We start from the raw sequence: 13,487 nt of genomic DNA, 5'->3' as shown, positions 1-13,487 counted from the left end.
TGCGCAGTCGTGACGGCCTCGCGCCGGTCGCAGGTACCGCCGTTCCAGGTGATGACGGTGCTCGCCGCCGTCGAGCGCATGCGCGCCGCCGGGAGGGACGTGATCTCGCTGTGCGCGGGCGAGCCCGCCGGGGGAGCGCCCGCGCTCGTGCACACCCGGGCGGCTGAGCTGCACCAGCACGCGGCGCCGTTCGGCTACAGCCCCGCGGTGGGGGTCGAGCCGCTGCGGCGTGCGATCGCCGGCCACTACCGGCGCTGGTACGACCTCGAGCTCGAGCCGGACGCCGTCGCCGTCACCACCGGCTCCTCGGGTGCCTTCCTGCTGGCGTTCCTCGCGGCGTTCGAGCACGGCGACCGGGTCGCGCTGACGCGGCCCGGCTATCCGGCGTACCGGAACATCCTGGCGGCGCTCGGGTGCGAGGTCGTCGAGATCGCGGTCGGTCCCGAGAGCGGATTTCAGCCGACGACGGCGCTGCTGGACCAGGCAGGTCCGCTCGCGGGTCTCGTGCTCGCCTCGCCGGCCAACCCGACCGGGTCGATGACCTCGCGCGCCGAGCTCGCCGAGATCGCCGCGTGGTGCGCCGCGCACCGTACCCGGCTGGTCTCCGACGAGATCTACCACGGCCTCACCTATCCCGAGCCCGGCATGCCCGACCCACGCGGCACGTGCGCATGGGAGCTCGAGGCGGCCGCGAGCTCCGTGGTGGTGTCCTCGTTCTCGAAGTACTGGGGCATGACGGGCTGGCGTCTCGGCTGGGCGCTGATCCCTGCGGACCTGCGCGACGCCGTGGACGCGCTCGCGGGCAACCTGGCGCTGTGCCCGCCGGTTCCCGCTCAGCACGCGGCGCTCGCCGCGTTCGAGCCGGAGTCCTACGCCGAGGCCGACGCGCGGCTGGCCGACCTCGCCCGCACGCGAGCGCTCGCTCTCGACGGCGCAGCCCGCCTGGGGTGGGGACCGGTCGCGCCGGCCGACGGCGCGTTCTACCTGTACGCGGGCGTCCCGCTCGGGACCTACCCGGACTCGGCCACGTGGTGCCAGGCGTTGCTCGAGCAGCAGGGTGTCGCGCTGGTGCCGGGGGTCGACTTCGACGGTGTCGACGGCGGCCGGTACGTCCGGCTCTCGTTCGCCGCCGGCGCACCTGCCGTCACCGAGGCCTTCGACCGGATCGCCACCTTCCAGGCCGCCCATCCCTGACCGATTTCAACGCACTTTCGACCCAGCCCCGATTTCAACGCACTTTCGGCAGGACTCGATTTCAACGCACTTTCGCCCCGAGTCCGATTTCACCGCACTTCCGGCCCGGGGACTGATGCACCGAACTCCGGGTCGGGATGCGGTGATACCCGGCCGTCGCGGTGAGTGCGTTGAACCCTGGTCGGTGCGGAAAGTGCGTTGAAACCTGGTCGGTGCGGAAAGTGCGGTGAAATCGGGGCTGGGTCGAAAGTGCGTTGAAATCGGTCAGGGGGTGAGGGCCGAGATCTGGTCGGGGTCGCGGTCGTGCGGGGGTGTCGCCGTCAGGGGCGCAGGGGCGGTCCGCGTGCGGCTGCGGCCGGCGGGGAGCAGTAGCGCTGCGGCGGCTGTGAGCGTGAGCGCGACGGCGCCGACGAGGACGGCGGGCTGGGCGGCCGCGACGTAGCCCGTGGGCGTCAGCTCGCCGCCGGCACCGGTGAAGACCGCGGTCAGCACCGCGATGCCGAGGGCGGTGCCGACCTCCCGCATGGTCGAGTTGGTCCCCGACGCCTTCGCGGTGTCGGCCTCGGTGATGGTGGCGAGCACCGCCGTCGAGGAGGGTGCGAACACCAGGCTCATGCCGATCCCCGCGGCGAGGAATGCGGGCAGCATCTCACCGTACGGGGTCTCGGTCGCCAGGGTGAGCCCGAGCCAGCCGAGCGCTCCGGCCTGCAGCGTGAGCCCGGTGACGATGAGCAGCCGGGTACCGACCCGGGGCGCGATCAGCCCGGCGAGCGGCGCGACCACCATGGGAGCCATCGTCCAGGGCATCGTCTGCACGGCCGCCTCCAGCGGGGAGGCGCCCTGCACCACCTGCAGGTACTGGATGAGGATGAAGACCGCGCCGAAGATGCCGAAGCTGAAGCCGAGACCGACGACGTTCGCGATCGCGAAGCTGCGATCACGGAACAGCCGCAGCGGCAGCAGCGGCGCGGGATGGCGATGCTCCCAGCGGATGAACGCGACGATCAGCGCGGTGCCGAGCACCAGCGCTCCGATCACCTCCGCCGAGCCCCAGCCCGCGTCGTTGCCGCGCACGATCCCGTAGACGACACCGAGGACCCCCACACCGGCGAGCAGCATGCCCACCACGTCGATCGGGAGCCGCGACCGGGTCCCGGCCGGTAGCACGAGCAGCGCGAGCGGGACGGCGATCAGCCCGACGGGCACGTTGAGCCAGAAGATCGCGTGCCAGTCCCACCCCTCGACGACGGCACCTCCGACCAGTGGTCCGGCCGCGACCCCGAGTCCGGCGACACCTCCCCAGATGCCGATGGCCAGCGGTCGACGCCGCTCGTCCACGGCGCCGGCCAGCAACGACAACGACAGCGGCATGATGCCCGCGCCGCCCACGCCCTGCACCGCCCGGGCGATGATCAGCTGGGTCGGGTCGGTGCTCAGCGCGGCAGCGACCGAGGCCAGCGTGAAGAGGACGATCCCCGTGATGAAGACGTTGCGGCGGCCCAGGCGGTCACCGAGCGCGACGGCGAGCAGGATGACGCCGGCGAAGGCGAGCGTGTAGGCGTTGATGAACCACTGCAGCTCCTCGACGGTGGCGCCCATGTCCACGTGGATGACGGGGAGGGCGTTGGTCATGACGAGGTTGTCGAGCGTCGCCATGAACATCGGGATGCCGGTCGCGAGGATCACGAGCGGGAAGGCCGGGCGGCGCCCGGCGAGCTCGACTGACATGGAGGTTCCGTTCGGAGTGGTTATCGAATGATTACTTGCTCTCGGAAGCGTAAGTAATCAAGTGATAACCTGTCAACCGTGATGTCACCACCGGCGCGCAGGATGCCCGCGACCGAGCGTCGCGAGCTGATCCTGGAGGCGGCCGCGAAGGTGTTCGGGGAGCGCGGCTACGTGGGCGCGACCACCGACGCCGTCGCACGCGAGGCGGACGTCAGCCAGCCCTACGTCGTGCGCATGTTCGGTTCCAAGGCGGCGTTGTTCGAGGCGGTGCTGACGCGTTCGCTCGACCGCCTGCTCGCCATGTTCCGCGACGCGGCCGCGGCCTTCGAGGAGGAGCGCGCCACCGATCCGGAGACCGAGCTCGCGCTCTGCATCGGGCGGAACTACGTGGACCTGCTGCGGGACCGGGGGATCCTGCTGAGCCTCATGCAGGCCTTCATGCTCGGAGCCGATCCCGAGATCGGTCCGGTGGCGCGCGCCGGCTGGATGCGCGTGTACCGCTGCCTGCGCGACGAGATCGGCCTCACGTCGGAGGAGGTCGTCGGGATCCTCGACCGAGGCATGCTGATCAACACCCTCGTCGGTCTGCGGCTCGCCGCCGACTGGGACGATCCGGACGTCAGCGAGATGATCACCACCGCGATGCCGCAGAAGGCCGGCATCGTGCGGGCCCTCGCGGACGAGCGCGGCTGACCGGTGCCGGTCTGGGTAGCCTGACGAGGTGCCCCTCCCGCGCTACGACGCCTACGTCTTCGACCTCGACGGCACCCTCTACCTCGGCGACGACCTGCTCCCGGGTGCGTCCGCGACCGTCGCCTCGCTCCGTGAGGGCGGGGCGCTCGTCAGGTTCGTCTCCAACAACGTCACTCGCTCGCCGCAGCAGTACGTCGACAAGCTCACCCGACTCGGCATCGAGGTCCACCTCGACGAGGTCCTCACCCCGACGGTGACGGCGGTCCGCTGGCTGCTCGAGCACGCCCCCGACGCGGTGGTCTTCCCGATCGCGCCCGAGCCCGTGGTGAGCGCTCTGACCGAGGCGGGCATCGCCGTCGGGCAGGACCCGGAGCGCATCGACATCGTGCTCGCCTCCTACGACCGATCCTTCAGCTATGCCAAGCTGCAGATCGCCTTCGACGCGATCTGGTACCACCGGCGCGCACGCCTGATGAGCACCAACCCGGACCGGTTCTGCCCGTACCCGGGCGGGCGCGGCGAGCCGGACGCGGCAGCGATCGTCGCGGCGATCGAGGCCAGCACGGGGACACGCTGCGAGCGGACCTTCGGCAAGCCCGACCCGGCGGTGCTGGAGCTCGCGCTGGCGGGGTCGGAGATCTCGCTCGACCGCGTATTGATGGTCGGCGACCGGCTGGCGACCGACATCGCCATGGGTGTGGCCGCCGGGACGGCCACCGCTCTCGTGCTCACGGGTGACTCGACCGCCGCCGAGGCCGGCGCGCTGCCCGAGCGGCAGCGCCCCGCCCATGTGCTCGACGGCGTCGCCGACCTGGTCTGAGACCACACCGAGCCAGGTCGGCCGGGTCAGATCCTGGTGACGTGCCCACCCTCGAGCGTGGCGAGGTCGAACCGGTAGAGGTCGTTCTGCCCGACGGCCCAGAGGGTGTCGCCCGTCACGAGCACCCGGATCACGCTGCCCGCCCACGCATCGCTCGCCCCCGCCGTGTCGATGCGTGGACCCTCGGTGAGGGTGCCGTCGGCGAGGTCGACCGTGACGATCCCGATCTGCAGCTTGCCGGTGCCGTCGGTGTCCGACTCCCAGTCGTAGGTCTCCGCCGGCAGGTACACCCGGTCCTCCCAGAGCAGGAACGCTCGGTGGTCCCACTCCACCGTCGACGAGGTGTGCTCCCAGGTGAGGAGCCCCACCCGCTCCGGTGCGGCGGTGTCAGCGATGTCGAACAGCGACGCCTGCAAGCCGGTGGTCTGACCCTCGTCGGTCGCGTCCTGGCCGACCCCCAGCAGCCGGTCCTCGCCCCACGGGTGCAGGTAGGCGGAGTAGCCGGGGATCTTGAGCTCACCGGTGACCCGCGGACTGCTCGGGTCGCTCGTGTCGATGAGGTACAGCGGATCGGTCTGCCGGAAGGTCACGACGGCGGCGAGGTCGGGTCCGAGGTAGCGCACCGCATAGATCTGCTCGGTCTCGCCGAGACCGTCGACGCGCCCCGCCTCGACCAGCTCGTCGCCGTCCTCGGTGAGCACCACCAGCGAGGACGAGCTCGGCTCGGCAGCCGAGGGCGGGTTGCGCGTGGTCGCCACGCGCGTGATGCCGTCGGCGGAGTCGAGCGAGAACTGGTTGAGCAGCCATCCCTCGACCCGACCCGAAGCGACGTAGGTCGTGGCGCCGGGCTCGGAGATGTCGAAGGCATGGAGGTCGGTGTGCGGGCCGTCGTCGGTGTCCTGCGCCCACAACATCCACCAGGGGGTCGTCGCGACGATCAGCCGGTCGGTCGAGGCGTACACGGTCCCTGCCTCGGCGAGCACGCCCGCCGCCGAGGTCGGGGTGGCGTCGCCGTCGTCGTCGAGCGTGATCACCGAGACCGTCGAGAAGCCGCTGAAGTCGCCAGGGCGGCCGATCGCCGTGCAGTCGAGCAGCAGCTCGGGCTCGCCACCGTTACCTGAGGCGTCCATCGGCTGCCGGTGCGGCAGCCAGTCGTCGATCGTGGAGTCGGCGACGATCTGCCGGTTGGCCTCCAGCGCGTCGGACTCCGCCGACAAGGAGCCGTCCGCGGGGTGCGTGAACGCCAGGCCCGGGGGCTGGCTGACCAGCACGAGCCGCACGGTGCCGTCGATCATCCGCGCGGAGCGGTAGCTGCCCTCGACCCGGGTGCTGCCCACGGCTCGCGGGTTCGCCGGGTCGCTGAGGTCCACGCGGTGGATCGTGGTGCGCTCCACGGGCGCGGCGCCGTCGGCCGCCCAGCCACCCCACTCGGCGGCGAGCACCACGAGGTCGTCGCCGTCCAGGAGCAGCTCGGCGAAACCCTCGGACATACCGGGCACAGCGATCGTGGCCACGACCTCGGCCGTCGAGGCGTCGACGACCCGGATCTTGCCGCTGACCGACGTGACGACGACCTCGCCGTTGGTCTTGACGACGTCCGCCTCGTCGACGCCCTCGACCTGGTTGTTGGTGCTCGAGACGGCCGAGTCGCCGCCACCGGCGTTGCTCTCCGCACCGTCGGTCACGGCCTGGTCCTCAGCGGCGAACATGATCGGCCCGGACGGCCCCAGGCCCCACGCGGTCACCTGCTCGGCCGCCTCGCCCTTGAGGTGGGCGAGCAGGTCGTCGCACGAGTCGAACGCGGCCAACGGGATCGCACCCGGGCCTGCCGCTTGCGGCGGAGGGAGCTGCGTGGCTGTGCACGCTGTCAGCAGCAAGGAACCGATCGCGGCGACGGCGAGCACACCTCGCGTGGGTCTCATGTCCTCTCTGTGTCACCAGCGACGTCCCGGTTTCAACCCTCTGTCGTGGCGGTCGCCTCGCCGACGCGCGGCCGGGGCTCGGTTCTCGACGGCGGGGCGGCCACCGGCCGTGGACGCCTTCGTCCCACCCGCCGCGGCTGACGTAGATTTGGCCCCGCCTGCCCGCGCCCGAAGGAAGTGCACGTGACCCCTGCTGCTGCCGGCCCTGCCGACACGATTGAGACCGCCGCCGCCACCCCCGATCTCGAGCAGCCGTACCGGGAGCTGGGCCTGGCGGACGACGAGTACGCCCGGATCCGCGAGATCCTCGGCCGTCGGCCCACCAACGCCGAGCTCGCGATGTACTCGGTGATGTGGTCCGAGCACTGCTCCTACAAGTCGTCCAAGATCCACCTGGCGCAGTTCGGCGAGAAGACCACCGAGGAGATGCGCGAGCACCTGCTGGTCGGCATCGGGGAGAACGCGGGCGTCGTCGACATCGGCGACGGCTGGGCCGTGACGTTCAAGGTCGAGTCCCACAACCACCCCAGCTACGTCGAGCCCTACCAAGGTGCGGCGACCGGCGTCGGCGGGATCGTGCGCGACATCATCTCGATGGGCGCACGCCCGGTCGCGGTCATGGACCAGCTCCGCTTCGGTGCGATCGACCACCCCGACACCGCACGCGTGGTCCATGGCGTCGTCAGTGGCGTCGGCGGCTACGGCAACAGCCTGGGCCTGCCCAACATCGGCGGTGAGACCGAGTTCGACAGCTCCTACCAGCGCAACCCGCTCGTCAACGCGCTGTGCGTGGGGGTGCTGCGCCACGACGACATCCACCTCGCCAACGCCTCCGGTGCCGGCAACAAGGTGGTCCTCTTCGGTGCGCGCACCGGCGGCGACGGCATCGGCGGTGCCTCGATCCTCGCCTCCGAGACCTTCGACGCCGACAAGCCGTCCAAGCGGCCCAGCGTGCAGGTCGGTGACCCCTTCATGGAGAAGGTGCTCATCGAGTGCTGCCTCGAGCTGTTCGCCGCCGGCGTGGTCGAGGGCATCCAGGACCTGGGCGCGGCCGGCATCTCCTGCGCCACCTCCGAGCTCGCCAGCAACGGCGACGGCGGCATGCACGTCGACCTCGAGAACGTGCTGCTGCGCGACCCCAGCCTGACCGCGGGCGAGATCCTGATGTCGGAGTCGCAGGAGCGGATGATGGCGGTGGTCACGCCCGACAAGCTCGACGCCTTCCTGGCGATCACCACCAAGTGGGACGTCGAGTCCGCCGTCATCGGCGAGGTCACCGGCACCGGTCGGCTCACCATCGACCACCACGGTCACCGCATCGTCGACGTGGACCCGCGCACCGTCGCGCACGACGGCCCGGTGTACGACCGCCCCCACGCGCGGCCGGCCTGGCAGGACGCCCTCAACGCCGACGCCGCCGAGGCCCTGCCGCGGGCCGGCACGGCGGCGGAGCTGCGCGCTCAGGTGCTCGCCGTCGCCGGCTCCCCGAACCTGGCGAGCAAGTCCTGGGTGACCGACCAGTACGACAGGTACGTGCAGGGCAACACCGCGCTCGCCCAGCCCGACGACGCCGGCGTGGTCCGCGTCGACGAGGAGAGCGGGCTCGGGGTCGCCATCGCGACCGACGCCAACGGCCGGTTCAGCAAGCTCGACCCGTACACGGGTGCCCAGCTCGCGCTCGCCGAGGCCTATCGGAACGTCGCCACGGTCGGTGCGCGGCCGCTCGCGGTGACGGACTGCCTCAACATCGGCTCGCCCGAGGACCCCGACGCGATGTGGCAGCTGGTGCAGACGATCACCGGCCTCGCGGACGCGTGCGCCGAGCTCGGCGTCCCGGTGACCGGCGGCAACGTGTCCTTGTACAACTCGACCCTGGCCGGTGACGTCGGCGTCGGGCACATCGACGCCTCGATCAACCCCACCCCGGTGATCGGGGTGCTCGGGGTCCTGGACGACGTGGCTCGGGTGACACCGTCGGGCTGGCGCGAGGACGGTCTCGAGCTGGTGCTGCTCGGGACCACCCGCGAGGAGCTCTCCGGATCGGCGTGGTCGGGCGTGGTGCACGGCCACCTCGGCGGCCGCCCGCCGATGGCGGACCTGACGGCCGAGCGCGCGCTCGCGCAGGTGCTGGTGCAGGCCTCGAGCGGAGGTTTCGTGACCGCCGCGCACGACGTCTCGGTCGGTGGGCTGGCCCAGACCCTCGTCGACAGCGTGCTGCGGTTCGGCCTGGGTGCCACCGTCGCGCTCGAGGAGCCGGCGACGCGTGACGGCGTCGACGCCACGTCCGCGCTCTTCAGCGAGTCCGGCGCCCGCGCGCTGGTCGCCGTGCGCGCGGATCACCGTGACCGCCTCCTGCTGCTCGCCGCCGAGCACGGCGTGCCGGCAGCCGGTGTCGGTGTCACGGGCGGCGACAGCCTGACGCTCACGCTGCCGGGGGCGAACGAGGTGAGCATCCCGGTCAGCGAGCTTCGCGACGTCAGCGGGCGCACCTTGCCGCAGGCGTTCGGCTGAGGCGCGGGCCCCTAGAGGCTGGACCGCCCGGCGCGGTAGCGTCTGGCCGTGATCACGAGCGCGGAGCTCCGCGAGGTCCCCTTGTTCGCCGCGCTCGAGCAGCCGGCCCTGGATCACCTGGTCGGAGCGGTCGAGGACATCCACCTCGTCCCGGGTGAGTACTTCGCGCACGAGGGCGACGAGCGGTCGCTGTTCGTGGTGCTCGAGGGTCACGTCGAGATCACCAAGATCGTCAACGGCGACGAACGGGTCATCGGTGAGCGCACCCACGGCATGGCGTTCGGCGAGGTGCCGATGACGCTGAGCACGAAGTTCCCCGCCAGCGGCAGGGCGACGCGGGCCTCGCGCGTGCTGCGACTCGGCCCCGCCGAGTACTACACGCTCGCGGCGATGGCGCCCTCGGTGACGACCACGGTGGGCGATGTCGCGCGCGGCTACCTGGGCGATCTGCAGACCTGGGCCGCCACCCAGCCCGACCCGGTGGCCCGGCTGCACGGACCGCGCGTCGACGCCCGTGTGCGTGAGCTCGCCACGTTCCTGACCAGGAACCAGGTCGCGATCGAGCGGGTGCTGCCCGACGGCGACGTCGTCACCGACCCGGTCCTCGAGCTGCGTGACGGCACCAGGCTGCTCGCGCCGACGATGCGGGAGGCGGCCGTGGCCGTCGGGCTCGACGTCGAGCCGACCCACGAGGAGTACGACGTCGTGATCCTGGGCGCCGGCCCCGCGGGCCTCACGGCGGCGGTGAACGCCGCGGCCGAGGGGCTGCGGACGCTGGTCGTCGAGTGCCTGGCACCGGGCGGGCAGGCCGGCACGTCCAGCCGGATCGAGAACTACACCGGCTTCCCCTTCGGTGTCTCCGGGGACGAGCTCGCGAGCCGCGCCCTGCAGCAGGCCAAGCGCCTGGGTGCTGAGATCGTCGTGACCCGGTCGGTCACCTCGCTCACACCCGGCGAGCACGCCGTCGTGCTCGACGGCGGCCAGACGCTGCGTGCGCGCGTCATCATGATCGCCACGGGCGTCGAGTGGCGCACGCTCGGGGTGGCGAACGTCGAGAGCTATCTGGGACGCGGCGTCTACTACGGCGCGGCCCGCAGCGACGCGGCGCTCACCGCGGGGCAGGACATCGTGATCATCGGGGCGGGCAACTCCGCCGGTCAGGCTGCGATCTTCTTCTCGCGGTTCGCGCGGTCGGTCACCATGCTGGTGCGCGGCGCGTCGTTGGAGACGAGCATGTCGCGGTACCTGATCGATCAGATCGCCGCCAACTCCGCGATCCGCGTCGAGACGCGCAGCCAGGTGGTCGCCCTCCACGGCGAGGCCGACCTGGAGGAGATCGAGGTCCGCGGGCCCGACGCCGAGACGGGGTCGACCACGCGACGACCGGCGCGGGTGCTGTTCGTCATGATCGGCGCGGACGCGGTCACCCAGTGGTTGCCCCAGGAGATCGCACGCGACGAGCACGGCTTCGTGGCCACCGGCCCCGACGCCGCCGAGCGCGGGCACTGGGCGCTCGCTCGCCGTCCGTTCGCGCTCGAGACCAGCGTCCCGGGCATCTTCGCCATCGGTGATGTCCGCTCGGGCTCGGTCAAGCGGGTCGCCGCGGGCGTCGGTGAGGGTGGCATGGGCATCGCCTTCGTCCATCAGTACCTGGCGCTGGTCTGATGGGCGCCGCCCACCCGGCCTCGGCGCGGCCCGGTCTCCTGCCTCCGGGAACCGCCTTCTCGTAACGTGGCGCGGTTCTCGTAGCGTGCACAGTTCGAGAACCGCGCTCAGCTACGAGAATGTCGGCTGCATCCTGCGCGTCATCCACAGGGCTCGCCGATGCACGTCCATCCACAGCAGCCACGGGACGCGCCTACCGGCCTGTGTGGATGTGGGCCACGGTGTCGACATGCCCATCGAGGTCGACATGCCCATCGAGCTGCCCGAGGTGATGACGACCCGCGATCACGGGTTCGACACGCTTCGCCCGGCGATCCAGGCCGGCGCCCTGACGAGACTGCGACGTGGCGCCTACATCCGACCGGATCCTGCGCAGGCGAGGTGGGAGCGTCGTCGGACGATGATGCTGGCGCGGTGCGTCGCGGTGGCGGCGACCTACACCACCAGGTTCGCCTTCAGCCACGAGACGGCAGCCCTGCTGCACGGTTGGTCGGTCGCGACGGTGGACGATCGGATCCGGCTGATCCAGACGGTCAACCCAGGTGGCGTCGGAACGGATGACGTCGAGCGCCACGTGCGTGCCCAGCTCGTCGACGATGACGTGATCGTGATCGAAGGGCTGCCGGCCACCGCAGCGGTCCGCACGATCCTCGACTGCGCCCGGTTCCTGCCCGCCGATCGGGCGCTGGTCGTGGTCGACAGTGCCTTCCGACGGCTCGCGCGGGTGTCGGTGCACCGCTGGGAGAAGTCCGTCGTGCGGCAGGAACGGCTGCGGGCGACGGTGCTGCGCCGTCTTCCGGCCTCGGGTCGGTGCCGGGGGTGGTACGGGCTCGCGCCGTCATCGCCGCTGGCACGGGTTTCGCGGACACGCCGCCGGAGAGCCGGTTGCGTTGGATCGCACTCACCGCGGGCCTTCCGGAACCGGATGTGCAGCATCGTCTGCTCATCCAGGGCCCGACAGTTCTTCACCGACCTCGGGTGGGAGGGCGAGGGCCCAGCGGGTCGCTGGCTGCTGGTGGCGGAGTTCGACGGCGCGGTCAAGTACGCGGGCGACGAACGGGACCCAGCGCGCGCGGCCAGGATCGTCCTCGAAGAGAAGGAACGGGAGGACCTCATCCGGCGGACTGCAGCGCCGATCGTGCGGTTCGAGCGGTTCACCACAGCCGACCTGCTCGATCCGCCTGCGGTTGGCCAGCGGCTCCGCAACGCGTTCCCGGTCCCGGTCGGACGGACGGCACGACGCGCGTTGCAGCTCCGTCCCGGGCGCGGTTCTCGTACCTGAGCGCGCGTCTCGTAGTGCGCACGGTACGAGAACCGCGCTCAGGTACGAGAAGGGGAGAGCTGGGCGGGGTGGGGCCGGGCTGGCCGAGGTGGGGCGTGGGGGACGGGTGGTCCGGGGCCGGCGTGGCAAGGTGGGGCGATGGACGTGCTGCTGCTGGGAGGGACCGGGTGGCTCGGCGGGGAGATCGCCCGCGCCGGTCTGGCCCGCGGTCATGAGGTCACGGCGCTGGCGCGTGGGACCGCAGCGGTGCCCGACGGCGTGAGACTCGTGCGCGCGGACCGCGCCGATCCCGGGGCGTACGACGACGTGCGCGGCCGGGACTGGGACCTGGTGCTCGACGTCGCGTGGCAGCCTGGCCTCGTGCGCTCGGCGGTCGACGCCCTGGGTGACCGGGCGGCCCGCTGGGCCTACGTCTCGTCCGGCTCGGTGTACCGCGCGACGGACACCCCGGCCGGTGACGAGACGGACCCGCTCCACGACCCCCTCGACGCCGACCATGCCGATGCGGACCAGTACGCCTGCGCGAAGGTGGCGTGCGAGAACATCGTCACGACCCGTCTCGGCGACCGGGCCGTGATCGCGCGCGCCGGGCTGATCGGCGGGCGTGGCGACGGCTCGGACCGGTTCGGGTACTACCCCGCGGCCTTCGCCCGCGCGGGCGGCGAGCCGGTGCTGCTGCCCGACCTCGGCGACGCACAGGTGCAGACGGTCAGCGCCGCGGACCTGGCGACCTGGCTCGTCGCGGTGGGTGCCGACCCGAGCCAGCACGGCATCTACGACACCTACGGCCAGCCGATCGCCTTCACCGACCTGATCGCTCAGGCGCGCACGGCCGCCGGGCACAGCGGGCCGGTCGTCACGGCCGACCACGACTGGCTGCTGGCCCAGGGTGTCGGCTACTTCATGGGGCCGCGGTCGCTGCCGTTCTGGTTGCCCGCCGGCCATGAGCTGACGGTCACGCGTGCCTCGCGGCGCGCGTGCGACGCCGGTCTGGGCTGGCGTCCCTACCGCCGCATGATCGACGAGGCGCTCACGGACGAGCGCCGCCTCGGCTTCGACCGCGGTCGTCGCGCCGGCCTGACACGCACGGAGGAGCTCGAGCTGCTGACGGCGCTCAGCAGCCGCTGATGCCGCCCTCCCTGCGGCGTGCGGTGCTGCTCAACGGCAGCGTCGGCTCGGGCAAGACCTCCACGGCGTCCGCGCTGGGGACGGCGCTCGCGGCGGCCGGGGTGCCGGGCGCCGTCGTCGACCTCGACCATCTCGCCTCGGGATGGCCGGCGCCGCCGGGCGACCCGTTCCGGCTCGCCGTGACGTGGGAGAACCTGGCCGCGGTCGCCGCGGTCTACGCCCGGCACGGCATGACCTCGCTGGTGCTGGCGGGAGTTGTGGAGACGAAGACGCAGCGCGACCACCTCACCGAGGCGCTCGGGCTGCGGCCGACACTGATCCGGCTGACTGCGCCGGTGGCGGTGCTGCAGGAGCGGGTCAGCGCGCGCTCGGCCACCGACGCGGAGCGGGACTGGCACGTGGCCCGTGCCCCGGAGCTGGCGGCGACCCTGGACCGAGCCGCTCTCGACGACCACGTCGTGAGCACGGACGGGCGCCCGCGGGAGGCCGTCGTCGAGGAGATCCTCGCGCTGCTGGGCTGGGTGCCCGACCGCAGCTGATCGCC

General features: G+C 72.0%; 10 protein-coding genes. 8 read left to right on the top strand and 2 right to left on the bottom strand.

The features are described from left to right. Positions 1–51: 51 nt before the first annotated feature. A complete protein-coding gene (locus GPA04_RS06680; protein WP_156223515.1) occupies positions 52–1,194 on the top strand; it encodes a pyridoxal phosphate-dependent aminotransferase in 1,143 nt (380 codons plus the stop codon). Between the two features lie 264 nt (positions 1,195–1,458). Here GPA04_RS06680 and GPA04_RS06675 read toward each other — a convergent pair whose 3' ends face one another. Then, positions 1,459–2,922, bottom strand: coding sequence for a DHA2 family efflux MFS transporter permease subunit (locus tag GPA04_RS06675; protein ID WP_156223296.1), 1,464 nt, complete (start codon positions 2,920–2,922; stop codon positions 1,459–1,461). A gap of 81 nt (positions 2,923–3,003) precedes the next feature. On the opposite strand from GPA04_RS06675, the gene GPA04_RS06670 reads away from it, so the two are divergent. Both GPA04_RS06670 and GPA04_RS06665 read left to right on the top strand, forming a co-directional pair. Then, the gene (locus GPA04_RS06670; protein ID WP_241680664.1) at positions 3,004–3,615 is read left to right on the top strand and encodes a TetR/AcrR family transcriptional regulator; all 612 of its coding nucleotides are present in this window, start codon (positions 3,004–3,006) and stop codon (positions 3,613–3,615) included. 28 nt (positions 3,616–3,643) lie between these two features. After that, positions 3,644–4,435 carry an HAD-IIA family hydrolase gene (locus tag GPA04_RS06665; RefSeq protein WP_156223294.1) on the top strand — a complete coding sequence of 264 codons (792 nt, stop codon included), beginning with the start codon at positions 3,644–3,646 and terminating at the stop codon, positions 4,433–4,435. A gap of 26 nt (positions 4,436–4,461) precedes the next feature. On the opposite strand, the gene GPA04_RS06660 is transcribed toward GPA04_RS06665, so the two are convergent. Continuing rightward, positions 4,462–6,357 carry a beta-propeller domain-containing protein gene (locus tag GPA04_RS06660; protein ID WP_156223293.1) on the bottom strand — a complete coding sequence of 632 codons (1,896 nt, stop codon included), beginning with the start codon at positions 6,355–6,357 and terminating at the stop codon, positions 4,462–4,464. Between the two features lie 183 nt (positions 6,358–6,540). On the opposite strand from GPA04_RS06660, the gene purL reads away from it, so the two are divergent. The 5 genes from purL (at position 6,541) to GPA04_RS06635 (ending at position 13,482) form a co-directional block, all read left to right on the top strand. Further along, positions 6,541–8,868: a phosphoribosylformylglycinamidine synthase subunit PurL gene (purL, locus tag GPA04_RS06655; RefSeq protein WP_156223292.1), complete on the top strand. Its 2,328-nt coding sequence runs from the start codon at positions 6,541–6,543 to the stop codon at positions 8,866–8,868. 48 nt (positions 8,869–8,916) lie between these two features. Beyond that, positions 8,917–10,533, top strand: coding sequence for an FAD-dependent oxidoreductase (locus GPA04_RS06650; protein ID WP_156223291.1), 1,617 nt, complete (start codon positions 8,917–8,919; stop codon positions 10,531–10,533). Positions 10,534–10,762: 229 nt separating this feature from the next. Further along, positions 10,763–11,815 (top strand): hypothetical protein, encoded by a 1,053-nt coding sequence (locus tag GPA04_RS06645; protein ID WP_156223290.1) that lies wholly within the window; start codon positions 10,763–10,765, stop codon positions 11,813–11,815. Between the two features lie 138 nt (positions 11,816–11,953). Further along, entirely contained in the window at positions 11,954–12,943 is a 990-nt protein-coding gene (locus GPA04_RS06640) for an NAD-dependent epimerase/dehydratase family protein (protein WP_156223289.1), read from the top strand. Further along, a complete protein-coding gene (locus GPA04_RS06635; protein WP_156223288.1) occupies positions 12,943–13,482 on the top strand; it encodes an AAA family ATPase in 540 nt (179 codons plus the stop codon). Before GPA04_RS06640 ends, GPA04_RS06635 begins: the two co-directional genes overlap by 1 nt. Positions 13,483–13,487 lie beyond the last annotated feature (5 nt).

This window comes from Pseudactinotalea suaedae (genome assembly GCF_009733815.1).
In the GTDB taxonomy this organism is placed as follows: domain Bacteria; phylum Actinomycetota; class Actinomycetes; order Actinomycetales; family Beutenbergiaceae; genus Pseudactinotalea; species Pseudactinotalea suaedae.
Note: the sequence above shows the minus strand (reverse complement) of the source record. Positions and strands in the feature narration are given on the sequence as shown.